Here is a 24,086-nt window from a genome sequence, read left to right on the forward strand (position 1 = left end):
CGTGAGTCCGCCTCCTATTTTTCTGTTTATTTCGGTGCTGTGCCGCTAAAAGAACGATCCTAAGACTGATTGAGCTCTACAGGACGGTACGTTATGAAGACCCCACGTTCGCAGGATCAAAAACGTCTAACAGAGAGCGCCAGGAAACCCCCGCTGCTGCTACTTGCCATCGCTCTTCTGACCCTTCCTGTTTTGGCGTCCAATGAGATAGTCGCAGTCGACCTAGAACAATTGCGCACCAAATACACAGAGATGGCGGGCGATATACGGGACAGGCGCCCGCCCTATGACACCTTTACCGATACAGAGCGCGCGAGGCTTCAAAGTCTGCAGGCGCGCGCCTTGGAAATCGCCGCCTCTCGCCAGCACTACGACGAACTCGAGGCGCGGGAAAGAAGCGAGCTTTCCGAGCTGATGCAAAGTATTGATGCAGTGGCTTCAACTCCAGTGAATGAGCAGCTCGTCTGCCGACGCGAGCGGCGACGCGACAGTCATCTCACCATTCGCGTCTGCAAGACGGCGGCACAGATGCGTCGAGAACGGGAAGATGCTCGCAACCTGTTAGATCAGCGCGGCCACTGCATCAACTCCACTGCATGCGGCGGCGGGAAATAGCGTCGCGCTGCATTATCCACCCCATTCCGACTCGGATCGAGTTTTCATACGGCGTAGCACTTCATTCAAGGCACCGGGCACTCGCTCGCCTACGCTCTCGATAAATGCCTCGATTAAGCCCAGTTCGGTTCTCCAAGTCGTGACGTCGACCCCTAGGAGTTCCCCTGAACTGCCCGTAGTTGGTTTAAGACCCTCAAGCCTGATGCCAGCTGGGCAGGGCAAATTTCCCACGACGCTGTCGATCGCGTTCGAACGTTGGTCCACCCGTCCGATGATCCACTCCAGCACCCGCAGGTTCTCGCCGAAGCCCGGCCACAGGAACCGGCCGTCGGCATCCTTGCGGAACCAGTTGACGTGGAACACCTTGGGCAGGCGCGCGCCGGGGCGATCGAACGACAGCCAGTGCGCGAAGTAGTCGCCGAAGTGATAGCCGCAGAACGGCTTCATCGCCATCGGATCGCGGCGGACGATGCCGACCTGGCCCGTCGCCGCAGCAGTGGTCTCGGAGGCCATCGTCGCGCCGACGAAGACACCGTGGGTCCAGTCGCGCGCCTCGAAGACCAGCGGCATCGTCGTCGCCCGGCGACCGCCGAAGACGATGGCCGAGATCGGCACGCCCTGCGGGTCTTCGGCGCGCGGCGAGTACGAGGGGCATTGCGCCGCCGACACGGTGAACCGCGCATTGGGATGGGCGGCCGGCCCGTTGGCCGGATCGAAGGGACGCCCGCGCCAGTCGGTGGCCGGCACGCGGTCGTCGAGGCCTTCCCACCAAGGCTGGCCGTCGTCGGTCAGCGCGACGTTGGTGAAGATGGTGTCGCGCTGGATGGTGGCCAGCGCATTGGGATTGGAAGCGGCCGATGTGCCCGGCGCCACGCCGAAGAACCCCGCCTCCGGATTGATCGCCCACAGACGACCGTCGGCACCGGGGCGCATCCAGCAGATGTCGTCGCCGACCGTCCAGACCTTCCAGCCCGCCTCCCGGTAGGCCTCGGGCGGAATCAGCATCGCGAGGTTGGTCTTGCCGCAGGCGCTGGGGAACGCGGCCGCGATGTAGTGGGTGTCGCCGCGCGGTGTCTCGATGCCGACGATCAGCATGTGCTCGGCCAGCCAGCCTTCCTGCCGCGCCTGCCAGGACGCGATGCGCAGCGCATGGCATTTCTTGCCGAGCAGCGCATTGCCGCCGTAGCCGGAGCCGAACGATTTGATCGTCAGGTCTTCCGGGAAATGCATGATGAACCGCCGCTCCGGATCCAGCTCGCCGAGCGAGTGCAGGCCACGCACGAACGCGTCGCCCGGCGCCCCGTCGGCATCGCGCACGGCGCTTTCGCGTTCGATGCGCGCCAGTGCCGCGGCGCCCATCCGGGTCATCAGGCGCATGTTGGCGACAACGTAGGGCGAGTCGGTGATCTCGACACCGCAGCGCGCCAGCGGCGAGTCGATCGGGCCCATGCAGTACGGCACGACGTACATCGTCCGGCCGCGCATGCAGCCGTCGAACAGCGCATCCATTTTGGCGTGCGCCTCGTCCGGTGCCATCCAGTGGTTGTTGGGGCCGGCGTCGTCGCGTGCGCGCGTGCAGACGAAGGTCAGGTGTTCGACGCGGGCCACGTCCTCGGGATCGGAGCGATGCAGCCAGCAGCCGGGATGCGTATCGGGATTGAGCGGCAGCAAGGTGCCGTCGGCTTCCATGCCGGCCAGCAGCGCGCGGTACTCGTCATCGCTGCCGTCGCACCAGTGGATCGCATCGGGGCACGTGAGCGCGGCCACATCGGCCACCCAGGCGTCGAGACGCGCGCACCGGGTGTCCGGCACGGCCGGGGTCGAGGGCACTGCGTTCATGGCGACTCCTGCGCGCGGGACATGCGGCGAGTCTAGTCGTCACATTTGCAACCAGTCGCGCTGCACTGCGGCAGCTACCGGTGTCAGCCGCGGCGCAGATAGGGTTCGAAGACCCGCAGCATCCAGGGCTTCTGGGCCAGCACGAGGCTGACGCCGGTGCGCTCTTCGACCGGCAGGCCGGCATCGCGCGCGAGCAGGCTGTCGAACTCGCGCGCCAGCTCCTCCAGCCGGGACTTCAGTTGCACCAGGCTGTCGGCGCCGAGGCTTCCACTGAGCAGCAGCAGCGTATCCCGCTCGCCCGAAAACGGATCGGCGAAGAAATCCTCGAGCAGCACTGCGCGGAAGTACCGCTCCATCGGCCCGTCCTGCCGCCAGCGGAAGTTGCGCGCGGTCAGGATGCGGGCGCGGTTCTCCGGCAACAGCTCGATGATGCCCAGGCGGTCCAGCTTCACCATCAAGCCGGTCCACTCCGCCACGGTGAACGAGAATCGCGCCAGCACATCCTCTTGCCGCCAGCGGTTGAGGGTGAGGAACATCGCCAGCATCAGCGGCGGCGTGTCGACCAGCGCCTGTTCCTGCGCCTCGTCGAGCTGGACCAGCGGGGGGCGGCCACGTCCCGCATCACCGCTGAGTTCCTGCAGACCGAGGCCGAGTACCTCGCAGATCGCCTCCAGCCGCGCCAGCGTCATCGCGCGCAGCGAGAACATGCGCTTGACCGCGGCTTCGCTCAGATCGAGACGCTGCGCCAGATCCCGATAGGTCATGCCCTGCGCACGCAGGGCGCGCTTGAGGGCGTCGACGAGATCGATGGACAGGCTCATGCGGTCACGATACGCGGCGCGACAGCAGCGCGCGCAACGCGTCCGACAAGGCACGTTCGGCGGCGCCGCGAACACGGCGGGCCTGCATAGGCGCCTTCCCTGCCGGGACGCCAGTGCCTGCGTTCGACTGTGCATGGCGTCCACGCCGCCGCATGCCACCGCCCGTGACGCCACCGAGATCGCGCGGAGCTGCAGCCACTCGCACGTCCACGCCTCCAGTGCGAACGGGCCGGCGTGATCGAGAGGGCCGCGTCGACGCGCAACACGCCGGCAGCGGGTTCACGCGATCAGGCCGGAACGAGCGTCTGCGCCAGATGTTCGACGTAGGCGTCGAACTCGTCCTGCTGCATGCGTGCCTGATGCAGCTGCAGGTTCAACTGCAGGAATCCGACATACGCCGCGTAGGTCAGCCGCGCCCGGTGCTGCGCGTCCTCGCGGCCGAGACCGGCCTGCCGGAACGATGCGGTGAGATAGTCGAGCCGGCGCTGGGACACGCGTTCGATCACCGGGTTCACCGTGGCGTGGTCCTGCGCCTTCAGCAACGCGCTGTAGATCACATGCGATTTGTATTCGCGCGCCACCATGTGGAACAGCGCGCGCAGGCGCTCGCGCGGATCCGGCATTTTTTCCAGCGCGCCGAACAGGGCCTCCTGCTCGACGTTCTCCCAGCGCTCCAGCGCCGCCTGCAGCAGCGCATCGCGCGAGGGGAAATGCCAGTAGAAGCTGCCCTTGGTCACGCCGAGGCGTCGGGCCAGCGGTTCCACCGCGACCGCCTGGACGCCGGTTTCGGCGATCAGGTCGAGTGCGGCCTGGGCCCAGTCGTCGGCGCTCAGACGGCCCTGACGCTCTACCGGCGGGGCCTCGGTCAGCGGCGCGACGGCCGCGAGCTTGGTGGCAGGTCTGCTCATCGCGACAGTCTATCCATACGCCTCCATCCGCAACAGTATCGACAAGACAGACACACGGTCGCAGGCAGCATTGACAGCATCCCGAGTGGTCACCATACTCGACCGTACGGTCAGCGTCGCCGTGCCAGCCGGCACCGACGCGGATGTCCTGGAGCCAAGCTCCGTTTTCCTGCCGACTGTCGGAGTTCATGATGAGCGTCGCGATCCCTTTCCTCGCGTTTCTGTTCGCCGGCGCGTTCGCCGCCTACCACCGCCTGCGCCTCGCCTACTGGGCGGCGATGACGATCACGCTGCTGCTCGCGTGCTGGCTGCTCGGTGCCCACCCGGTCGCCACTCTGGTTGCCGCAGCGATCGTCGCGCTGATCGCGGTGCCACTGCTGATCGCCCCGCTGCGCAAGTCGCTGGTGACCGCGCCGCTGCTCACGTTCTTCCGCAAGGTGCTGCCGCCGCTGTCGCAGACCGAGCGCATCGCACTGGAAACCGGCTCGGTGGGTTTCGAGGGCGAGCTGTTCACCGGCGACCCGAACTGGCAGACGCTGCTCGACTATCCCAAGCCGCAGCTCACCGCCGAGGAACAGGCCTTCCTCGACGGGCCGGTCGAAACCCTGTGCACGATGATCAACGACTGGGAAATCACCCACGTCCATGCCGATCTGACGCCCGAGATCTGGGACTACATCAAGCAGAACAAGTTCTTCGGCATGATCGTGCCCAAGGCCTATGGCGGCCTCGGCTTCTCCGCGCTGGCGCACCACAAGGTCATCCAGAAGCTGTCGTCGGTGTCGAGTGTCGTCAGCTCGACCGTCGGCGTGCCCAATTCGCTCGGTCCGGCCGAGTTGCTCAACCACTACGGCACCACCGAGCAGAAGGACTACTACCTGCCGCGGCTCGCGGTCGGCCAGGAGATTCCCTGCTTCGGCCTGACCGGCCCGTTCGCCGGTTCGGATGCGACCTCGATTCCCGACTACGGCATCGTCTGCAAGGGCGAGTGGAACGGCGCGAACGTGCTCGGCGTGCGCCTGACCTTCGACAAGCGCTACATCACGCTGGCACCGGTGGCGACGCTGATCGGCCTCGCCTTCCGCATGTACGACCCCGACGGCCTGATCGGCGACACCCAGGACATCGGCATCACGCTCGCGCTGCTGCCGCGTGACACTGCAGGCGTCGAAATCGGGCGTCGTCATTTCCCGCTCAATTCGACGTTCCAGAACGGCCCGATCCGCGGCGAGAACGTGTTCATTCCGCTGAGCCAGCTGATCGGCGGCGCCGAGATGGCGGGCAAGGGCTGGAACATGCTCAACGAGTGCCTCGCCGTGGGCCGGTCGATCACCCTGCCCTCGACCGCCAGTGGCGGCGCCAAGGCAGGCGCCGTCGTGACCGGTGCGTACGCGCGTATCCGCAAGCAGTTCGGCCTGTCGGTCGGCCGCTTCGAGGGCGTCGAGGAAGCGCTGGCGCGCATCGGCGGCAAGGCCTATGCGATCAGCGCGCTGTCGCAGGCGACCGCCGCGGCGGTCGATCGCGGCGACGTGCCGTCGGTGCCGTCGGCGATCGCCAAGTACCACTGCACCTCGATGAGCCGTGAGGTCATCAGCGACGTCATGGACGTAATCGGCGGCAAGGGCATCATTCTCGGCCCGAAGAATTTCGCCGGCCGCAGCTGGCAGGCGGCGCCGATCGCGATCACCGTCGAGGGCGCGAACATCATGACGCGCAGCCTGCTGATCTTCGGCCAGGGCGCGATCCTGTGCCATCCGTGGGTCATGAAGGAAATGAAGGCGGCGCAGGACCCGGACGAGCAGCGTGGCCTCGAGGAATTCGACCGCAACCTGTTCGGCCACATCGGTTTCGCGATCTCCAACGCGGTGCGCTCGATCTGGTTCGGCTTCACCGGCGCCAAGATCGGTGCGGCCCCGGGCGACGATTACACCCGCCGCTACTTCCGCAAGCTGGACCGGTATTCCGCCAATCTCGCGCTGATGGCCGACGTGTCGATGCTGACGCTCGGCGGCAAGCTGAAGTTCAAGGAATCACTGTCCGGGCGTCTGGGCGACGTGCTGAGCCATATCTACATGACCAGCGCGATGCTCAAGCGGTACCACGACGAGGGCGCGCCGCAGGCCGACCAGCCGCTGCTGGCGTGGGCGTTCCACGACAGCGTGCACAAGATCGAGACCGCGCTGTCGGCGGCGCTGCGCAACTTCCCGATCCGTCCGGTCGGCTGGCTGATGTGGCTGCTGATCTTCCCGTGGGGCCGTCGTGCCGAAGCCCCCGGTGATCGTCTGTCGCGTCGCGTGGCCGCCCTGCTGATGACCCCGAACGAAGCCCGCTCGCGCCTCGCGCACGGCGTGTTCCTCACCCCGTGCGAGAACAACCCCGGCGGCCGGATCGACAGCTACCTGGCCAAGGCCATCGCCGCCGAGCCGGTGGAACGCAAGTTCCTCAAGGCGCTGAAGGGCAAGGGCATCCAGGCGCTGGATTACGACGCGCAGCTGGACGAGGCGGTGCGCGAAGGCCACATCACCGCCGAAGAGCGCACGCTGCTGCAGGAGCTGCGCGAGCTGACGCTCGACACCATCACCGTTGACGACTTCGACACCGAGGAACTGCGGTCGGCCGGTTACCGCGCGCCGGAAGGCACGCGCGGCCAGTCGCGCGAAGCGGCCTGACCCGCCTCGAAGCGTGACCACGACAACGGCGGGCAGGTCCCGCCGTTGTCGTGTCCGGCCCATGGTCGTGACCGCCTGGAGACGCCGATGCCCATGTCCCTGCTGCACCTCCGCAACCGGCTCGTACGCTGGCCGGGTGGCACCTGGCTGTTCGGCGCGCTGGTCTGTCGCAAGGCGCCCTACTTCGCCAGCATCGCGCCGCGCATCACGGCGCTGCGCGTCGGCCAGGGCGAAGCGACGATGCGCCACCGTCGCGCGGTCACCAACCACATCGGCAGCGTCCATGCGATCGCGCTGTGCAATCTGGCCGAACTGATCGGCGGGCTGACCACGGAGGTCAGCATTCCGGCGTCGATGCGCTGGATTCCCAAGGGCATGACCGTCGAGTACCTGAAGAAGGCCGTCGGCACGATGCACGCCACCGCGACGCCCGCGCGCCCGCGCGCCCGCCGGTCGAGGCTGACGCGGGATACGCCTTGCCGGTGGACGTGGTGATCCGCGACGCGGCCGGCGACGCCGTGTTCCGCGCGCGGATCGACATGTGGGTCTCACCGCGCCGCAGCACCCGCGGATGAGCGCGTGCCGATGCCGAACATCTCCGACGGGCTGATCTTCGCCTGCGGTGCGCACAGCGCGGCGTTCGCGCTGTTCCATCTCGCCTTCTGGCGCCTGTTCGGCTGGCCGCGCACCTTGCAGGCGACCTCGCGCACCAACCGCGCGATCCTGCAGATCGCCAATGCACAGCTGGTGTGGGTATTCGGCGCGATCGCCCTGCTCTGTTTCGCGATGCCCGGCGAACTGGCCGGTACGTCGCTGGGGCGTGCCGTGCTCGCCGGCATGGCCGGCTTCTGGTGGCTGCGGCTCGTGCTGCAGCGTGTCTGGCTGCGGCTGCCGCACCCGCTGGTGCATGCGCTGAGCGGGTTGTTCCTCGTCGGCGCGCTGCTGTTCACAGTTGCCGCGACGCGAGGCGCCGCAGCCGGCTGACGACCGCTAGCCAGCGCGCGATGCCGGCCTGTCGGGCGCAGGCGCATCGGCCGGCTGCTCAGGCAGCCGGCGCTCGGCGCGCACCACCCGCCAGGCGCCCAGCAGCATGCCGACGGCGATGCCGATGCCGGCCAGGAACACGATCTTCGAGCCCAGCGTCGCCAGTGCCTTGTGCACCCAGACGAAGGTCACGTCGCTGCCGCGGTAGACCGCGGTGTCGATGACCGCCTTGGCCTTGTAGCGGGACTCCCGGTCGACGCGCGTATACAGCGTCTCGCGCGCGGGTTTGGCGAGCGAGAACTCGCTGGCCCGCGTCAGCACCTGCACCACCGCGACCAGCAGCGGGTATGGCGACGCCGACAGCAACGAGAAGCCGATCAGAATCGCAATCGCCGGCAGCAGCAGCAACGGGCCGACGCCGTAGCGGCGCAGCAGCCAGCGGGTCAGCAGCAGCTGCACGAGGATGGTCACGCTGGCGACGGCCCAGTCGATGATCGAGTAGTAGCGGGTCGCGGCCTCGGCGCTCGGGTAGTACTGGCGCACGATCGCGGCCTGCTCGTTGTAGAGCAGCGTGCCGACGCCGACACCGAAGAACATCAACAGCGCCAAGCCTCGGAGCAGCGGATCGTTCGCCACCAGCTTCAGGCCGGCCCAGATCGAACCGCCGATCGCACGTTCATCGCGGGCGCCCCGCGCACCCTCGTTGCGCCGGGCCCAGCTGCGCAGCTTGAGGATGCACAGCAGGCACACCGCGAGAAATCCGGCCGATACCAGCGGCAGGTTGGCCACGCCGATCCGGCCCACCAGCATCGTGGTGATGAAGGGCCCGAGGAACGCGCCGATCGTGCCGCCGGCGCCGATGTAGCCGTAGTAGCGTTTGGCATGGTCGTTGTCGAAGACGTCGGCCATGAAGCTCCAGAACACGGTCACCGCGAACAGGTTGAACACCGCGATCCAGATGAAGAACAGCGCCCCACGTCCCGGAAGGTCGGTGTCGAACGCCCAGCGGAACCCGAACAGGCAGCCAATGAAGATCAGATACACCGTCGGCAGGAACACGCGCCTGGGGTAGCGCGAGACCAGCGCGCCGTAGAGCGGCTGCAGCACCAGCATCACGACGAACGTGCTGGTGAACAGCACCTGCAGCGTGAAGTCACCGAGCGCGATCCCGCGCGCCGCGGCCCAGTCGAGCAACACCGGCGGAAACACCGCCGCGATGTCCGACGAGGCGCCCATCGCATCGCGCACCGGCCGCAGCACGTAATAGCCGCACAGCAGGCAGAAGAAATACAGCAGTGCCCACCACAGCGGCGGCGACTCGGCCAGCGCGGTGCGGAAGGGACTGCGCGCACCCGGCGAGGCGGCGGCGGGCTCGATCATCGTGTCCACGCATCGCGGGCGGAAAGACGACGCGCACGTTAGCCCAGGCCCGCGGCCACCGCCAGCGCCGGGCGCGCCCGCAGCGCCTATGCTTTGCGCAGTCTCCTGCAGCCGGCCCCGAATGTCCCGACGTCCCGCCCCGGTCTACGACTACGTCATCGTCGGCGCGGGCTCGGCCGGCTGCGTGCTGGCGCACCGCCTCAGTGCCGATCCGGCCGTGCGCGTGCTGCTGCTCGAGGCCGGCCCGCGCGACTGGCACCCGTTCATCCACATGCCCGCCGGCCTGGCCAAGCTGGTCAATCTGCGCCGGCTCAACTGGAACTACGACACCGAGCCGCAGGCCGCGCTCGACGGGCGCCGGCTGTGGTGGCCGCGTGGCCGCGTGCTGGGCGGTTCGAGCTCGATCAACGCGATGTGCTACACCCGCGGCGTGCCGGCGGATTACGACGACTGGGCGGCCCTGGGCGCCACCGGATGGGACTGGGCGGCGGTGTTGCCGTATTTCCTGCGCGCCGAGGGCAATGCACGGGGCGGCGATGCGCTGCACGGCGCGGCGGGCCCGCTGACCGTGTCCGACCTGCGCCACGTCAATCCGCTCTCACGCATGTTCGTCGAGGCCGGCGCGCAGGCCGGCCATCAGGCGAACACCGATTTCAACGGGCCCGACCAGCACGGTGTCGGCCTGTACCAGGTCACCCAGCGCGACGGCGCGCGCTGCTCCACCGCCGTGGCCTATCTGGATGCGGCGACGCGTGCGCGGCCCAATCTGACCATCGAGACCGGCGCGCTCGCCAGCCGGATCACCTTCGAACGTGGCCGTGCCAGCGGTGTCGTCTACGCGAGTCCGCGCGGCGCCTTCCACCAGCCGGCGCAGCGCGAGGTGCTGCTGTGCGGCGGCGCGATCAATTCACCGCAGTTGCTGATGCTCTCCGGCATCGGGCCGGCCGACGCCCTGCGGCGGCTGCGGATTCCGGTGGTGCACGACGCGCCGGAGGTCGGCGCCAACCTGCAGGACCACCTCGACATCTGCACGCTGCACCACTCGACCCGGCGCATCGGCTACGACCGGCTCAGCGATGCGGCGGTCGCGTTCGACTACTACCTGCGCGGACGCCGCGGCCCGGGCACCAGCAACATCGCCGAGGCCGGTGGCTTCGTCCGTTCCCGGCTCGCACCGGACGCACGCGCCGATATCCAGCTCCACTTCGTGCCCGCGATGCTCGACAACCACGGCCGCAACCGTCTGCCCGGTGACGGCTACACGCTGCACGCCTGCGCGCTGCGCCCCCGCAGCCGCGGGCGGATCACGTTGGCCGGCCACCGCATCAGCGATGCGCCACGCATCGATGCCGGCTATCTGACCGACCCCGACGGCTTCGACCTGAAGACGATGGTCGAATGCGCGCGACTGTCGCGCGAGATTCTTGCGCAGCCGGCGTTCGACACGGTGCGCGGTGCGCCGATCTTCCCGGCGCGCGACGATCTGTCGGATGCCGAGCTCGCCGCGTTCGTGCGCGCCAAGGCCGAATCGGTGTACCACCCGGTCGGCAGTTGCCGCATGGGCGACGACGCCGCATCGGTCGTCGATCCATCGCTGCGCGTGCGCGGCGTCGACGGCCTGCGGGTGATCGACGCGTCGGTCATGCCGACGCTGCCGGGCGGCAACACCAACGCCCCTGTGGTCATGATCGCCGAGCGCGCGGCCGATCTGATCCGCGGATCCGATTGAGCGGACGGCGCCTCGGCGCCGGGCTCAGCGATGCGGCAGCTGTTCGAGCGTCGGCGGCAGCGGACAGTGCAGCACGCCGCAGATGGTCCGCAGCAGTTCGGATTCGGCGACGCTGACCTGGCCATCGTGGCTGACGGCGGCGGTGATCGCTTCGACCAATACCTGCTTGGCCAGCGGATCCAGCGCGTCGAGCGGTTCCCAGACATCGTCGAGCGCGAGTACGCCGCGCGTGGGCGGCGTGTACGGCACATGGTCGCGCGGCAGCACCCGCTGCATGCCCGCGAGGTAGGCGCGCTGCGCCGCTGCGCGATCGCCGGGATTGCCGGCCCAGGCGACGACCGACAGCAGCGTCGCGAATTCCTGCTTCACGTTGCCGGGTTTGCGCCGGCCGAAGCGTGCATGCCGCGCAGGATCGAGCGCCTCGCGCAGCTGCACTTCGAGCAGTTGGCCCAGGCAGTACTCGAACAGCGACACATGATCGTCGGCATGGACCATCGCGTGCACGGTATCGAGAAACGCACCGATCTCGGGCCGCGGGCGACGGCGCAGCACCGGAAACGCCATCGAGGCCAGCGGCAGGCGCAGCATCGGATGCAGCGTCAGCAGATGGGTCTGCTGCAGATGCTCGGCCTCGGTAGCGATCGCCGTGCCCAGCCGGCCGACGATCTCCGTCCGCTGCTTGGCTCGCACGCCCGCATCGGCGTCGAACAGCAGCGCCAGCACCAGAGGCATCACCGCGTCGCGATGGGTCGCGACGTTGTGCAGGGACTCGCCGACCGACATCACCAGGGTATGTGCGCGCTCGTAATCGTCGTCGTGGGGGCGGGCCACCTGCGCGGCCACCATCGGCGGCGTCACCGCGAGTGCGCTCCCCGCCTGTGGCAGCTCGCCCGGCGGCACGAGGCCAAGGGCTACGTCTTCCTGCATCCCGTCGGGCGGCGTCGACAGCCACGTCGCCTGCAGCCGCGTCAGCTGCTCGGGCCGGAAGCCCGGTTCCAGCGCCTGGATGCGTTGCAACAGCGGTGGATGGGTCGCGAACAGCCCACTCAGGCCCATGCCGTCGCCGAACAGCATGTGCGCGACTTCTTCGGCCTCCTCGCGGCGCGCGAGCTGCGAGCCGGACTCCAGGCCGCCGATCTTCTTCAGTGCCCCCGCAATGCCCTGGGTCTGGCGCGTGAACTGCACCGCCGAGGCGTCGGCCAGCACTTCGCGGCTGCGGCTGACGCCGGCCTTGATCATGCGCCCGAAGAAGACCCCCAGGCTGCCGACCACGATCGCCACCAGCGCCAGGCCGAACACAGCCAGCGCGCCGTTGCCGCGCACGCCGCGGCCGTGGAACAGGATCTTGCGACCGATGATGCCGATCATCAGGATGCCGAACAGCACGCCGATGAGCCGGATGTTCAGGCGCATATCGCCGTTGAGGATGTGGCTGAACTCGTGCGCGACCACGCCCTGCAGCTCGTCGCGGTTGAGCCGGTCGAGCGTGCCGCGGGTCACCGCGACCACCGCATCGGACGGCGAATAGCCGGCGGCGAATGCATTGATCGCGCTCTCGTGCTCGAGTACGTAGATGCGCGGCACCGGCACGCCGGAGGCGATCGCCATTTCCTCCACCACATTGCGCAACCGACGCAGGTTCGGATCCGTGGTGTCTTCCGGCACCGGCACGCCGCCCAGTTGCTGGGCGACCTTGTCGCCGCCTGCGCCCAGCGAGGCGATCCGGAACAGCGACCCCAGGCCGATGACCGCGAGCGTGGCCAGCGTGGCGACGACGATCGGACCCGGCCGCGGCCCGAGCATCGCCAGCACGACGAGATCCACCGCGACGACGATACCCAGCACCGCCAGCGCGAACAGCACGACCAGGCGCGTGCTGTTGCGCCGCGCCTGCGCCTGGCGTTCGAAGAAGTTCATGCCGCCGACGGGACGGGAGAACGGGAGCCGGTGATGTGGAAACGCGCCGTCACGCCGCACGTCCAGACCGCGCGTGCGTCGCGACAGTGGCGAATGTCCATTTCCGGAGTCCGGCCTGCCACGGACGAATGTCCGGCCGTCCCGGCCCTCAGAACGACACCTTCGGCGCCTCGCGCACCTCGGCGCGGTCGGCGGGAATGTCGAGCAGCGCCGCTTCCTTGAAGTTGAACATGCCGGCGACCACGCTCGAGGGGAACACCTCGCGGCGGTTGTTGTAGGCCATCACCGAGTCGTTGTAGGCCTGGCGCGCGAACGCGACCCGGTTCTCGGTGCTGGTCAGCTCCTCGGTGAGCTGCATCATGTTCTGGCTGGCCTTGAGGTCGGGATACGCCTCCGACACCGCCAGCAGCCGGCCGAGCGCGCTGTTGAGCATGCCTTGCGACTGCGCCAACTGCGCCATGGCCGCCGGATCGCCGGGATCGGCCTTGGCCGCCGACAGCCCGGCCTGCGCCATGGTGCGCGCCTGTGTCACGGCCTCGAGCGTTTCGCGCTCGTGGCTCATGTAGCCCTTGACCGTCTCGACCAGATTGGGAATCAGGTCGAACCGCCGCTGCAGTTGCACGTCGATCTGCGCGAACGCGTTCTTGAACGCGTTACGCGCCGTGACCAGCCCGTTATAGATCCCCACCGCCCACAGCGCGAATGCAATCGCGATACCCAGAAAAACGAGCAGGATCAGAAAGCTACCCATCAAACTTCCCCTTGTTCATGCAGAAAGGAAATCAGGCGCTATCATCGCCCCCATCCGCCAGAGCATACGCAGGGGGCAGGCCCGATGAAAAGCCGACACGCGACGCGCCGGCATCTCGCCCGGCTTGGCCTGATCGGATTGCTGCTGCCCGCGGCACTCGGATCCGCAGCGCAGAGTCCGGTCGTCCAGAGTGCACCGGCCGAAAGCGAGGACATCGACGCCGACGTGGCCGAGCTGCACGCGGTGGTGCCACTGAGCGAACGCCCGGCCGTGGTCAGCCGCGAGGACGCCGTCAAGCCGCAGCCGTTGATGCCGGTCAAGCAGGCGCTGCCGCTCGCCGCTGGTTTCGACGTCCGCCTGTTCGAGGCGATGGCCCAGGATCTCGTCGCCAACCAGCGCGTCCCGGGCCTGGCCATGGCCATCGTGCACAACGGCGAAGTGCTCAGCGCGCGCGGCTACGGCATCACCGACGTCAAGTCGGCCGAACCGGTCGACGGCCACACCGTGTTCCGCCTCGCCTCGCTGTCCAAGGCATTCGCCGGCACCGTGACCGGCATGCTGGTGTCCGAGGGTGCCTTGCGCTGGGACAGCCACATCGTCGACTACATGCCGTCACTGCGCTTTTCCGATCCCCTGGCCGCGCAACAGCTCACGGTCGCCGACGTGCTCAGCCATCGCGTCGGCCTCGGCCGCAACACCTACGACCGCGACATCGAGCGCAACGCCGACTACCACGATCTCGTGCAGCGCCTTTCGGCCGCGCCGATGACGTGTCAGCCGGGCAACTGCTACGCCTACCAGAATGTCGCCTTCAGCCTGATCGGCGACGTCGTGTTCGCGACGTCCGGCCAGTTCTTCAGCGAGGCGGTCTCGCGCCGCATCTTCAAACCGCTCGGCATGAACGACGCGAGCTACGGCCTCGACGGCATCCAGGCGAGCACGCGCTGGGCCAAGCCCCACGTGCGCGCCGGCGGCGGCTGGACCTCGTTGATGCCCAAGCCCACCTACTACCGGCTCGCACCGGCGGCCGGTGTCAATGCCAGCATCCAGGACATGGCGCAGTGGATGATCGCGCAGACCGGCCATCGCCCCGACGTGCTGCCCGCGCCCCTGCTCGCGACGTTGCAGGCGCCGATCGTCGGCACGCCGCCCGAGATGCGCAATTCGTCATGGCGGCGCGACCGCCTCAATGCCGCCGGCTACGGCCTGGGCTGGCGCGTGTTCGATTATTCCGGCCATCGCGTGGTCTTCCACGGCGGCGCGGTGCAGGGCTATCGCGGCCTGATGGCGATGATGCCCGAGCGTGATCTGGGCATCGTGGTGCTGTGGAACAGCGAGAGTGGTCTGCCGTCGGGCCTGATGCCGACGATCCTCGATCGTGCGATCGGACTGCCGCCGCAGCGCTGGCTCGACGTCGATCCCAACATCGAGGTTCTCCATGCGGCCCGTCAGCAGCACGTGCCGGCAACCGGCGAGTCCGGCGGCACGGTCTCGAACCGGGCGGTCGCCACACCGCACTGACCCACTGCATCGGACGGTATCGCGCCGATCCGCCGGGCACGCCATCGCCGGCGTTGACCCATAAAAAAACTCCTCCCCCGCCTGGGCACGCGGAGGAAGAGCTTCAGTGGTGCGGTGTGCTGCGGATCAGATCAGCGGCGTCGGCGTCGTCGGAATCACGACGGGCGCAGCGGACTTCTTCGCGCGCCGGGCCGGCGCCTTCTTCGAAGCCGCCTTCTTGGCGGCCGGCTTCTTGGTGGCCGACTTCTTGGTCGCGGCCTTCTTCGCGGTCTTCTTGGCAGCCGGCTTCTTGGCGGCCTTCTTCGCGGTCGACTTCTTGGCGGTCGCCTTCTTCGCCGTCTTCTTGGTGGCGGCCTTCTTGGTCGACTTCTTGGTTGCAGCCTTCTTGGCCGCCTTCTTCGCGGTCTTCTTGACGGCCTTCTTTGCAGTCTTTTTGGTCGCTGCCTTCTTGGTGGTCTTCTTCGCGACCTTCTTCTTGGCGACCTTCTTCTTGGCGACCTTCTTCGTCGCGGCCTTCTTGGTCGGACGCTTGGTCGCCTTCGCGACCTTCTTGGCGACTTTCTTGACGGCCTTCTTGACGCGGCTCACGACCTTCTTGGCAGTGGACTTCTTCGCGGTTTTCTTCGTCGCCTTCTTGGCGGGGGCTTTCTTCGCAGCTTTCTTCGTGGCCATGTGATGGCTCTCCTCGTCAGTGGACTTGCATGTACAGCGGCCCAGTTCTCAAGCAGCGCGCGGGAGTCGGACCCGCGTGCAACCGCCGGCGCGCATCGCGCATCGGAACGGATTCGAAGGGAGAGTCGTCGGGCACACGACGGGATCCCGGTGATACGAAAACATCCGCGCCATTCGGTCGGCGCGGATGTCGAATTCGGTGTCGGACTTCTTCGGCGGTGACGCTGCCCGCATCCACCGTGTGATGTTCCTGGCGGAGTTCCGGTTTGTGCTGCGCGTTGTTGTCGTGGCTCGACTCACTCGTTTGGCGGCAGACGTCTGTTGCCGCGAAACCTAATCACCGTTTTTTCCACTGTCAACAGGTCGACACGGTTTTTTTTTGCGACGCCGTCGACGCGCGCGCGATGCGAGGGGCGAATGGCGACGCCCTCCCGGTGCGTCGCTCTTCGACATCGGCGGCATCGCATCGACGACGTGTCGAGGAAAGAGGCAAAAACAAGTGATATTCGATGACGCGTCTGCACATTCCATCTGCGTGTCGACGACTTCGACGTGCGCCACGACGCCGACGACGCGCGCGTCACCCAACCTGCCAGGCGGTGAATGCATCGCTGTGCGCCCACCCTGTTTTGCGCGGCTGCACGACGGGTTTGCGCGAGAACTGCGCAGCCGATTCGTACGCGATCGGCGTCGTCCGGCGAGGAACGGATGCCGCGAAGCGAACGCGGATCGGTCGCGTGCGTCGACACCGCCGGTCCACGATGTCGACCGATCGGCGCATCCAGCGAGTGGACATCGCCCCAAACAAAACCGGCGCGCTTCCTTCGAAGCGCGCCGGCCGGCAACCACACTGCGGATGGACGATGGACTCAGTCCTCGTCGCCCTCGAGCAGTTCGGCGTAGTCGTCGGGCGCGAGCAGCTCGTTGAGCTGTTCGGGATCGTCGAGCTGGATCACGAACAGCCAGCCTTCGCCGTAGGCGTCTTCGTTGATCGTTTCGGGCTTGTCGGCCAGCGCGGCGTTGACCGCGGCGATCGTGCCCGAGACCGGGGCGTAGACATCGGACGCGGCCTTGACGGACTCGACGACCGCGACGCCGTTGCCGGCCTCGACGCTCTCGCCGACCGCAGGCAGTTCGACGTAGACCAGGTCGCCGAGCAGGCCCTGGGCGTGATCGGAAATGCCGACGGTGACCTTGCCGTCGCCTTCGATGCGGACCCATTCGTGGGACTTCAGGAACTTCAGGTCGCCAGGGATTTCGCTCATGGTCGGCTCCAGGAAACAGGTGCTGTCGGGAAAGTGGCGGTAGTGTAACGACGAACGCGCGGCGCGCGCATCAGATGCCGTCGGCCGGACGGCCGTTGCGGACGAAGGGGAACTTGACCACGCGCACCGGCACCTGCCGGCCCCGGATGTCGACGCTGACCTCGCCCGGATCGCCTGCCGGGACGCGCGCGAATGCGATGGCCTTGCCGATCGTCGGCGAGAACGTGCCCGACAGGATTTCGCCGGTGCCCTGGGCAGTGGTCACCGCCTGGCCGTGGCGCAGCACGCCCTTGTCGTCCATCACCAGACCGATCATCTGCCGCGGCGCCGCGGTGCTGTGGGTCTCGAGCAGCGAGCGGCCGTTGAAGGCGCGGCCTTCGTCGAGGGCCACGGTCCAGCCGAGCGCGGCTTCGAATGGCGACACGGTTTCATCCATGTCCTGGCCGTACAGCGCCAGGCCGGCCTCGAGACGCAGGGTGTCGCGCGCGCCCAATCCCGCCGGCGCCACGCCCGCATCGCGCAAGGCATCCCACAGCGCGACGGCGTGCGACGCGTGCACGACGATCTCGAAGCCGTCCTCGCCGGTGTATCCGGTGCGCGCGACGAACAACGCGCCGAAGGGTGTGGCGTCGAGCGTGGCGGCGGCGAAGCGGCCGAGCTTGCCGACGACGTGCGCATCGGCCTCGCCCAGCACGGCGGCGGCCTTCTCGCGGGCCTGCGGCCCCTGCACGGCGATCATCGCGAGCTCAGGGCGCTCGGTGACCTCGACGTCGAACCCGGTCGCCTGCGCCTGGATCCATGCCAGGTCTTTCTCGCGGGTCGCCGCATTGACCACCAGACGGAACCAGTCGTCGGCCATGAAGTAGACGATCAGGTCGTCGACGATGCCACCCTCGGGCGTCAGCATGCAGGTGTAGAGCGCCTTGCCGGGCGCCTTGAGCTTGTCGACCGAATTGGCGACCAGCTGGCGCAGGAACGCACGGGTCTGCGCGCCGCGCAGGTCGACCACGGTCATGTGGCTGACGTCGAACATGCCGGCGTCGCGGCGGACGTGGTGATGTTCCTCGATCTGCGAGCCGTAATTGAGCGGCATGTCCCAGCCGCCGAAATCGACCATGCGTGCGCCGAGCGCGCGATGTGACGCGTTGAGGATGGTCTTCTGGGTCATGGACAGCCGGCTCGTCTGCGGAAAGCCGGCATTATCGCAGTTCGCTGCCGGGCATCGGGCAGGCAGTACGGTGGCGCGATATGACGCGACGCGGACGTGCCGACCGACGTGATCGGACGCCTGCGATCAGGCCGCTTCGACGTGGAGATTGACCCCGTCGGTGCCGACGATGCGCACCGACGTGCCCGCAGCCAGATCCGGCCCTTCGACGATCCAGAACGCATCGCCGATCTTCACCCGGCCACGGCCGGCGACGATGGCCTGCTCGAGCGTCACCACCCGACCGACATGCTGCGATGCACGGCGGTTCAAGGTCGGATGGTCGCTCTGGCGCTCGCGCCCGCGGAACCAGCGGCGGTAGACGAGGATGGCCACGAAACTCAGGCCGACGAACAACGCGACCTGGGCCAGGATCGACAGGCCCGGCGCGAACAGCACGATCACGAAGACGGCGGCCGCCGCGAAGCCCATCCACAACATGAAGGCGCCGGGCACCAGTGTCTCGGCCGCCATCAGCAGCAGCGCGATCGCGCCCCAGCTCACGACATCCCAGCGCAGCCACTCCATGTCAGAGGCCTGCGCGCGACGGCGGCGGGGGCGGCGTCACACGTGCCGGCGTCGCCTTCTGATTGCCCAGCGCTTCCTTGGCGAGCTCGCCGATGCCGGCGATCGAGCCGATCAGGCCGCTCGTTTCCATCGGCATCAGCACGAACTTCTGGTTCGGCGCGGTCGCCAGTTCCTTGAACGCCTCGACGTACTTCTGCGCGACGAAGTAGTTGATCGCCTGCACATCGCCTTGGGCGATCGCGTTGGACACCATTTCCGTCGCCCGCGCTTCGGCTTCGGCCAGGCGCTCACGTGCTTCCGCCTCGCGGAATGCGGCTTCCTTCTCGCCTTCGGCCTCGAGGATCGCGGCCTGCTTCTCGCCCTCGGCGCGCAGGATCGCCGACTGGCGATGGCCTTCGGCCTCGAGGATCACCGCACGCCGCTCACGCTCGGCCTTCATCTGCCGGGCCATGGAATCGATGAGATCACGCGGCGGCTGGATGTCGCGGATCTCGATGCGCGTGACCTTGATGCCCCAGGGGTTGGTGGCCTGGTCGACGACGTTAAGCAGCTGCGCGTTGATCGTCTCGCGGTTGCTCAGCGATTCGTCGAGATCCATCGAGCCGATCACGGTGCGGATGTTGGTCTGCACCAGCGCGATCGTCGCGATCTCGAGGTTGGACACTTCATACGCCGCCTTGGCCGCGTCGAGCACCTGGAAGAACACGACGCCGTCGACGCGCACCACCGCGTTGTCGCGGGTAATGACGTCCTGGCTGGGCACGTCGAGCACCTGCTCCATCATGTTGATCTTGCGACCGACGCCGTAGACGATCGGCACCAGGAAATGCAGGCCCGGCGTCATCGAGTGGGTGTACTTGCCGAAGCGCTCCACCGTCCACTCGAAACCCTGCGGCACCATGCGCACGGTCTTGAACAGCACGATGATGCCGGCGACGGCCAGCACGACGGCCAGAAACAATCCGGTTCCCATGGATGACTCCCTGTATGCGATCGCGGACCGTGCCGCCTTGCCGGCCAGTATAGGCCGCGTCCTGGTGACACCCGGGTCGTTGCATCGTGGCCGTCGAGGGCGATAGGCCGGGCGGATGCGGACGCGCATTCTTCGTCCGATCGGACGGACGCCTGCGCGACAGGAAAGGGATTCAACGCGGTATCGGCCGCGACCACCCTGTCAACGGTCGATGCACCGTGCGCCGTCGATCCCCACCATCGGGCGCGAGCCGTCCGAACCGCGAACGCGCTTCTGCGCAACGCGTCAGGTTGCCGACGTTCTACGTCAACGGTCGGAACGCCCGCGTGGCGGGGCCGGCACGCGTGCGGACGGCGAACGTCGACTGTGCGAGCGCGTCCGGGACACGACGCGCCCGTGCCGGGGCAATTCGACGCCAACCGCCCGTACCGCGTCTGGCGAAACACCGCGCAGCACTCCCGAGGAACGCGGCCGCGCGGCGCCGCTGCATTACTTGGTCAGGATCAACTTGTCGTTGCGGGTATGGCGCAGGCGGTAGATCTCGTTGCCGTGCCGGATGCGCAGTTCGCGCTGGCCGGCCAGCAGCCGGGCGCTGTCGAACTCGACGGGCTCGACAGCACGTGGCGACCGAGGTGCGAGACCGCGTGCATCGGTGTCGTGCGCGGTGACGGGGGCATCGTTCAACTGGCTCACATGGAACATCGGCAGATCCTCCGGGAACGAGACTTGGATGATATTGATTCTCATTTCGGAGTCAAGCCCGGGCCGGAGCGAGAGATCAGACGACGCTCGATTCCACCCGACGCCAGGTCGCCGCGTCGAACCGGTCCACAAGGTCCAGCGCGCCGAGGTTCTGCAGCAACTGGTCGACCCGGCTCGCTCCCAGCAGGACCGACGAGACCCGCGGATTGCGCAGGCACCACGCGATCGCCAGCGGCGCCGGTGCGACGCCGAGTTCGGCAGCCGTGGCGACGAAGCGCGCCGCCCGGTCGAGCGGCGACGTGGCGGCCGGCGCATCGCCGTCGAGCACGCGGGTGCGCAGCCACTCGAGGCCGGCCTGGGCGAGCCGGCTGTCGTCCGGCACCCCGCCCGCGTACTTGCCGCTCAGCAGGCCGGAGGCCAATGGGGACCAAGTGGTCGTGCCGAGACCCAGGTCGGTATACAGCGCGTCGTACTCGGTCTCCACGCGTTCGCGTTGCAGCAGGTTGTACTCGGGCTGTTCCATCGTCGGCCCATGCAGGTGGTGCGTGCGCGCGATCTCGTCCGCTTCGCGGATCAACGCCGCGGGCCATTCCGACGTGCCCCAGTACAGCACCTTGCCCTGCCGGATCAGCGTGTCCATCGCCCAGACCGTTTCCGCCACCGGCGTGTCCGGATCGGGGCGATGACAGAAATACAGATCGAGATGATCGACGCGCAGCCGCGTCAGCGCGCCGTCGCAGGCCTCGCGCACGTGCTTGCGCGACAGGCCGCGCTGGGTCGGGCCGGGCGTGTCCACCGCGCCGAAGAACACCTTGCTCGACACGCAGTACCCGTCCCGCGGCAGACGCAGGTCGGCGATGACGTCGCCCATCACCCGTTCCGCGTCGCCGTTGGCATAGCCCTCGGCGTTGTCGAACAGGGTGATGCCGTGATCCCAGGCCGCGGCCACCAGCTCGCGCGCCTGGCTGCGGCCGATCTGGCGTCCGAAGGTGACCCAGGCGCCGAAGCCGAGGGCGGAGAGCTGGAGGCCGGAGCGACCGAGGCGGCGGTAGTGCATGGGGCGGAACCTGCGGGATGGACGGGGCAGTGTAAGCAACCGGACGCGGCCCCAAACCGTGCGCGACAGGCGTGCACGGCAGGCGGCGGCGAGCGCTGCTGAACGACGCCGTCTTCACCTCGCGCATGGTTGCCCGGCCCCGCCCGCTGCACTAGGCTGCGCGACTCGATGACGGCCCGGGGGCCACGCCACCATGGATTTCCTGCTGCGGGCCGGATTCGGCTTGTTCGGTCTTGCCGTGCTGCTCGGCATCACGTGGCTGTTTTCCAGCAGCAGGCGCGCGGTCGACTGGCGCCTGGTCGGCACCGGCCTGCTGCTGCAGATCATCATCGCCTGCCTGGTGCTGCTGACGCCCTGGGGCGCGGGCGTGTTCGACGTGCTGTCAAGCGGCTTCGTGAAGCTGCTCGGCTTCACCACCGAGGGCGCGCGCTTCATCTTCGGCGACTTCAGTGATGCCGGGAAATTCGGCTTCGTATTCGCCTTCCAGGTGCTGCCGACGATCATCTTCTTCGCCAGCTTCATGAGCGTGCTCTACCACCTCGGCGTGATGCAGAAGATCGTCCAGGGCATGGCCTGGGTGATCACGCGCCTGATGCGCGTGTCGGGTGCGGAGACGCTGTCGGTGTGCGCCAACGCCTTCATCGGCCAGACCGAGGCGCCGCTGGTCGTGCGCCCCTACATCGCCGGCATGACCCGCTCGGAGCTGCTGACATTGATGGTCGGCGGCATGGCGACGATCGCCGGCGGCGTGCTGGGCGCCTACGTGCTGCTGCTCGGCGGCGGGGATCCGGTGCAGCAGGCGATCTACGCCAAGCATCTGATCACCGCCAGCATCATGGCCGCGCCGGCGACGCTGGTGATCGCCAAGATCCTGGTGCCCGAGACCGCGACGCCGCAGACGCTCGGCGCGGTACGGGTGAACGTGGAGAAGACCACGGCCAACGTTATCGACGCCGCCGCCGCGGGTGCCGCAGATGGTCTGAAGCTGGCGCTCAACGTCGGCGCGATGCTGCTGGCCTTCATCGCGTTGATCGCGTTGCTCAACGCACCGCTGGTCTGGCTGGGCGAACTCACCGGCCTGCAGGCGGTGCTCGGTCGTCCCACCGATCTGTCGGCACTGCTCGGCTGGACGCTGGCGCCGCTGGCCTGGCTGATCGGGGTGCCGTGGGAAGACGCGGCGACCGTCGGCGGCCTGATCGGCACCAAGGTCGTGCTGAACGAGTTCGTCGCCTACGTGCAGCTCGGCGAGATCCTGCAGGGCAACGTGCCGGGCACGACGATCGGCCCGCAGGGCGCGCTGATCGCCACGTATGCGCTGTGCGGCTTCGCGAACTTCAGCTCGATCGCGATCCAGATCGGCGGCATCGGCGGTATCGCGCCGGAGCGCCGTGCCGACCTCGCCCGCCTCGGCCTGCGCGCCGTGCTGGGCGGGTCGATCGCCACCATGATGACCGCCACCATCGCCGGCGTGCTCTCCGGCGTATCGGCTTGACCGGCCGCCGGCACGCGTATTGCTTGCCTCACGGCGTCCGCGTCCTTTCCTGCATGAAGTCATGACCGAATCCCATCACGTCGTCGTCGTCGGCTCGTTCAACGTCGACCATGTCTGGAACTGCAGCACCCTGCCCCGCCGCGGCGAGACGCTCGCCGGCCGCTACCACACCGGGCCGGGCGGCAAGGGGTTCAACCAGGCCGTCGCCGCCGCGCGCGCCGGTGCGGATGCCACCTTCCTCTGCGCCCTCGGCAACGACGAGGGTGGCCGCCAGGCACGGGCGCTGGCGACGACCGACGGCATCACGCTGCGCGTCCACGACAGCGCCCATCCCACCGGCACGGCCGGCATCTACGTCGACGAGGCCGGCCACAACACGATCGTCATCGGCGCCGGTGCGAACGGCGACATGGGCGCGGCGTGGGTCGGACGCCAGGCGGCGGCGCTGGCCGGCGCGCGGATCCTGCTGGCGCAACTGGAATCGCCACTCGACGCGGTGCTCGAGGCGATGCGCCTCGCCCGCGCCGGCGGCACCACGACGATGCTCAATCCCGCACCGGCCAATGCCGAGTGCCTGCGCGAGCTGCTGGCGGCCGCCGATGTGCTGACGCCGAACGAGACCGAGTTCGCCGCCCTGCTCGAACGCCATACCAGCCACCGCATCGATGCCGAGGCGATCGTCGCGACCACCGATGTGCAGCTCCATCGCCTGTGCCGCACCCTGCTGCCGCGCGGCACCGTCGTGGTGACACTGGGCGCCGCCGGCGCGTTCGTCTCGCATCGCGAAGATCTCCTGCGCGGCGACGCGCAGCCGTTCTACCGGGTCGCCGCCGAGCGGGTCGAGTCCGTCGACACCACCGGGGCCGGCGATGCGTTCAATGGCGCGCTCGCGGCGTCGCTGGCGGGCGCACCGGCCATGGCGTTCGAACGCCACGTGCGTTTCGCGGGCCGCTACGCGGCCCAGTCCACCCTGGCCGTGGGCGCCGCGACGTCCATGCCGCACCTGGCCGCGTCCGCCGCCTGAGCGGCGCAGCGCGCGCCCGCGGACCGGGTGGC

Annotated in this window: 20 protein-coding genes and 1 pseudogene; 8 read left to right on the forward strand and 13 right to left on the reverse strand. The window is 68.1% G+C overall.

What is annotated here, in order from left to right:
* The first annotated feature begins 93 nt into the window (after positions 1–93).
* Entirely contained in the window at positions 94–615 is a 522-nt protein-coding gene (locus tag ACF3M1_RS12755; RefSeq protein ID WP_394001199.1) for a hypothetical protein, read from the forward strand.
* A gap of 12 nt (positions 616–627) precedes the next feature.
* On the opposite strand, the gene ACF3M1_RS12760 is transcribed toward ACF3M1_RS12755, so the two are convergent.
* The 3 genes from ACF3M1_RS12760 to ACF3M1_RS12770 form a co-directional block, all read right to left on the reverse strand.
* Positions 628–2,454 (reverse strand): phosphoenolpyruvate carboxykinase (GTP), encoded by a 1,827-nt coding sequence (locus ACF3M1_RS12760; RefSeq protein WP_394001201.1) that lies wholly within the window; start codon positions 2,452–2,454, stop codon positions 628–630.
* A gap of 83 nt (positions 2,455–2,537) precedes the next feature.
* Positions 2,538–3,275, reverse strand: a complete 738-nt coding sequence (locus tag ACF3M1_RS12765; protein ID WP_394001203.1) for a helix-turn-helix domain-containing protein — start codon at positions 3,273–3,275, stop codon at positions 2,538–2,540.
* Positions 3,276–3,562: 287 nt separating this feature from the next.
* On the reverse strand, positions 3,563–4,183 hold the full coding sequence (locus tag ACF3M1_RS12770; RefSeq protein ID WP_394001205.1) for a TetR/AcrR family transcriptional regulator: 621 nt from the start codon (positions 4,181–4,183) through the stop codon (positions 3,563–3,565).
* Positions 4,184–4,374: 191 nt separating this feature from the next.
* Here ACF3M1_RS12770 and ACF3M1_RS12775 point away from each other — a divergent pair, with 191 nt between their 5' ends.
* From ACF3M1_RS12775 to ACF3M1_RS12785, 3 genes and pseudogenes are all read left to right on the forward strand, one after another.
* Entirely contained in the window at positions 4,375–6,852 is a 2,478-nt protein-coding gene (locus ACF3M1_RS12775; protein ID WP_394001207.1) for an acyl-CoA dehydrogenase, read from the forward strand.
* An 87-nt stretch (positions 6,853–6,939) separates the two neighbouring features.
* Positions 6,940–7,427: pseudogene (locus ACF3M1_RS12780) on the forward strand (hotdog fold domain-containing protein).
* A gap of 10 nt (positions 7,428–7,437) precedes the next feature.
* Positions 7,438–7,836 (forward strand): hypothetical protein, encoded by a 399-nt coding sequence (locus ACF3M1_RS12785; RefSeq protein ID WP_394001209.1) that lies wholly within the window; start codon positions 7,438–7,440, stop codon positions 7,834–7,836.
* A 6-nt stretch (positions 7,837–7,842) separates the two neighbouring features.
* Here the strand turns inward: ACF3M1_RS12785 and ACF3M1_RS12790 are convergent, their stop codons facing one another.
* Positions 7,843–9,216 (reverse strand): NTP/NDP exchange transporter, encoded by a 1,374-nt coding sequence (locus tag ACF3M1_RS12790; protein ID WP_394001211.1) that lies wholly within the window; start codon positions 9,214–9,216, stop codon positions 7,843–7,845.
* A gap of 121 nt (positions 9,217–9,337) precedes the next feature.
* On the opposite strand from ACF3M1_RS12790, the gene ACF3M1_RS12795 reads away from it, so the two are divergent.
* On the forward strand, positions 9,338–10,945 hold the full coding sequence (locus tag ACF3M1_RS12795; RefSeq protein WP_394001213.1) for a GMC family oxidoreductase: 1,608 nt from the start codon (positions 9,338–9,340) through the stop codon (positions 10,943–10,945).
* Positions 10,946–10,969: 24 nt separating this feature from the next.
* Here the strand turns inward: ACF3M1_RS12795 and ACF3M1_RS12800 are convergent, their stop codons facing one another.
* Entirely contained in the window at positions 10,970–12,862 is a 1,893-nt protein-coding gene (locus ACF3M1_RS12800; protein WP_394001215.1) for a M48 family metallopeptidase, read from the reverse strand.
* A gap of 148 nt (positions 12,863–13,010) precedes the next feature.
* Complete coding sequence (locus ACF3M1_RS12805; RefSeq protein ID WP_394005270.1) at positions 13,011–13,601, reverse strand: LemA family protein; 591 nt, start codon at positions 13,599–13,601, stop codon at positions 13,011–13,013.
* Between the two features lie 96 nt (positions 13,602–13,697).
* Between ACF3M1_RS12805 and ACF3M1_RS12810 the strand changes: the two genes are divergently transcribed.
* Positions 13,698–15,134 (forward strand): serine hydrolase domain-containing protein, encoded by a 1,437-nt coding sequence (locus ACF3M1_RS12810; RefSeq protein ID WP_394001217.1) that lies wholly within the window; start codon positions 13,698–13,700, stop codon positions 15,132–15,134.
* 126 nt (positions 15,135–15,260) lie between these two features.
* On the opposite strand, the gene ACF3M1_RS12815 is transcribed toward ACF3M1_RS12810, so the two are convergent.
* The 7 genes from ACF3M1_RS12815 to ACF3M1_RS12845 form a co-directional block, all read right to left on the reverse strand.
* Positions 15,261–15,806 carry a hypothetical protein gene (locus ACF3M1_RS12815; RefSeq protein ID WP_394001219.1) on the reverse strand — a complete coding sequence of 182 codons (546 nt, stop codon included), beginning with the start codon at positions 15,804–15,806 and terminating at the stop codon, positions 15,261–15,263.
* 869 nt (positions 15,807–16,675) lie between these two features.
* Positions 16,676–17,071 (reverse strand): glycine cleavage system protein GcvH, encoded by a 396-nt coding sequence (gcvH, locus tag ACF3M1_RS12820; RefSeq protein ID WP_394001221.1) that lies wholly within the window; start codon positions 17,069–17,071, stop codon positions 16,676–16,678.
* A 70-nt stretch (positions 17,072–17,141) separates the two neighbouring features.
* The gene (gcvT, locus tag ACF3M1_RS12825; protein ID WP_394001223.1) at positions 17,142–18,239 is read right to left on the reverse strand and encodes a glycine cleavage system aminomethyltransferase GcvT; all 1,098 of its coding nucleotides are present in this window, start codon (positions 18,237–18,239) and stop codon (positions 17,142–17,144) included.
* A gap of 126 nt (positions 18,240–18,365) precedes the next feature.
* On the reverse strand, positions 18,366–18,797 hold the full coding sequence (locus ACF3M1_RS12830; protein ID WP_394005271.1) for an NfeD family protein: 432 nt from the start codon (positions 18,795–18,797) through the stop codon (positions 18,366–18,368).
* A gap of 10 nt (positions 18,798–18,807) precedes the next feature.
* Positions 18,808–19,779, reverse strand: coding sequence for an SPFH domain-containing protein (locus ACF3M1_RS12835; protein ID WP_394001225.1), 972 nt, complete (start codon positions 19,777–19,779; stop codon positions 18,808–18,810).
* 489 nt (positions 19,780–20,268) lie between these two features.
* Positions 20,269–20,526: a hemin uptake protein HemP gene (gene hemP, locus ACF3M1_RS12840; protein WP_394001227.1), complete on the reverse strand. Its 258-nt coding sequence runs from the start codon at positions 20,524–20,526 to the stop codon at positions 20,269–20,271.
* Between the two features lie 31 nt (positions 20,527–20,557).
* Entirely contained in the window at positions 20,558–21,538 is a 981-nt protein-coding gene (locus ACF3M1_RS12845; protein ID WP_394001229.1) for an aldo/keto reductase, read from the reverse strand.
* Positions 21,539–21,731: 193 nt separating this feature from the next.
* Between ACF3M1_RS12845 and ACF3M1_RS12850 the strand changes: the two genes are divergently transcribed.
* The gene (locus ACF3M1_RS12850; protein ID WP_394001231.1) at positions 21,732–23,030 is read left to right on the forward strand and encodes a NupC/NupG family nucleoside CNT transporter; all 1,299 of its coding nucleotides are present in this window, start codon (positions 21,732–21,734) and stop codon (positions 23,028–23,030) included.
* A 61-nt stretch (positions 23,031–23,091) separates the two neighbouring features.
* Positions 23,092–24,054 carry a ribokinase gene (locus tag ACF3M1_RS12855; protein WP_394001233.1) on the forward strand — a complete coding sequence of 321 codons (963 nt, stop codon included), beginning with the start codon at positions 23,092–23,094 and terminating at the stop codon, positions 24,052–24,054.
* Positions 24,055–24,086: the final 32 nt, after the last annotated feature.

Source organism: Luteimonas sp. WGS1318, from assembly GCF_043187535.1.
In the GTDB taxonomy this organism is placed as follows: Bacteria; Pseudomonadota; Gammaproteobacteria; order Xanthomonadales; family Xanthomonadaceae; genus Luteimonas.

Coding starts and splice junctions, on each gene's coding strand:
- ACF3M1_RS12815 (WP_394001219.1), bottom strand. CDS start 15,806: ATGGCCACGAAGAAAGCTGCGAAGAAAGCCCCCGCCAAGAAGGCGACG.
- ACF3M1_RS12785 (WP_394001209.1), top strand. CDS start 7,438: ATGCCGAACATCTCCGACGGGCTGATCTTCGCCTGCGGTGCGCACAGC.
- ACF3M1_RS12795 (WP_394001213.1), top strand. CDS start 9,338: ATGTCCCGACGTCCCGCCCCGGTCTACGACTACGTCATCGTCGGCGCG.
- ACF3M1_RS12755 (WP_394001199.1), top strand. CDS start 94: ATGAAGACCCCACGTTCGCAGGATCAAAAACGTCTAACAGAGAGCGCC.
- ACF3M1_RS12800 (WP_394001215.1), bottom strand. CDS start 12,862: ATGAACTTCTTCGAACGCCAGGCGCAGGCGCGGCGCAACAGCACGCGC.
- ACF3M1_RS12765 (WP_394001203.1), bottom strand. CDS start 3,275: ATGAGCCTGTCCATCGATCTCGTCGACGCCCTCAAGCGCGCCCTGCGT.
- ACF3M1_RS12850 (WP_394001231.1), top strand. CDS start 21,732: ATGGATTTCCTGCTGCGGGCCGGATTCGGCTTGTTCGGTCTTGCCGTG.
- gcvT (WP_394001223.1), bottom strand. CDS start 18,239: ATGACCCAGAAGACCATCCTCAACGCGTCACATCGCGCGCTCGGCGCA.
- hemP (WP_394001227.1), bottom strand. CDS start 20,526: ATGAGAATCAATATCATCCAAGTCTCGTTCCCGGAGGATCTGCCGATG.
- ACF3M1_RS12775 (WP_394001207.1), top strand. CDS start 4,375: ATGAGCGTCGCGATCCCTTTCCTCGCGTTTCTGTTCGCCGGCGCGTTC.
- ACF3M1_RS12845 (WP_394001229.1), bottom strand. CDS start 21,538: ATGCACTACCGCCGCCTCGGTCGCTCCGGCCTCCAGCTCTCCGCCCTC.
- ACF3M1_RS12760 (WP_394001201.1), bottom strand. CDS start 2,454: ATGAACGCAGTGCCCTCGACCCCGGCCGTGCCGGACACCCGGTGCGCG.
- ACF3M1_RS12835 (WP_394001225.1), bottom strand. CDS start 19,779: ATGGGAACCGGATTGTTTCTGGCCGTCGTGCTGGCCGTCGCCGGCATC.
- ACF3M1_RS12790 (WP_394001211.1), bottom strand. CDS start 9,216: ATGATCGAGCCCGCCGCCGCCTCGCCGGGTGCGCGCAGTCCCTTCCGC.
- ACF3M1_RS12770 (WP_394001205.1), bottom strand. CDS start 4,183: ATGAGCAGACCTGCCACCAAGCTCGCGGCCGTCGCGCCGCTGACCGAG.
- gcvH (WP_394001221.1), bottom strand. CDS start 17,071: ATGAGCGAAATCCCTGGCGACCTGAAGTTCCTGAAGTCCCACGAATGG.
- ACF3M1_RS12810 (WP_394001217.1), top strand. CDS start 13,698: ATGAAAAGCCGACACGCGACGCGCCGGCATCTCGCCCGGCTTGGCCTG.
- ACF3M1_RS12855 (WP_394001233.1), top strand. CDS start 23,092: ATGACCGAATCCCATCACGTCGTCGTCGTCGGCTCGTTCAACGTCGAC.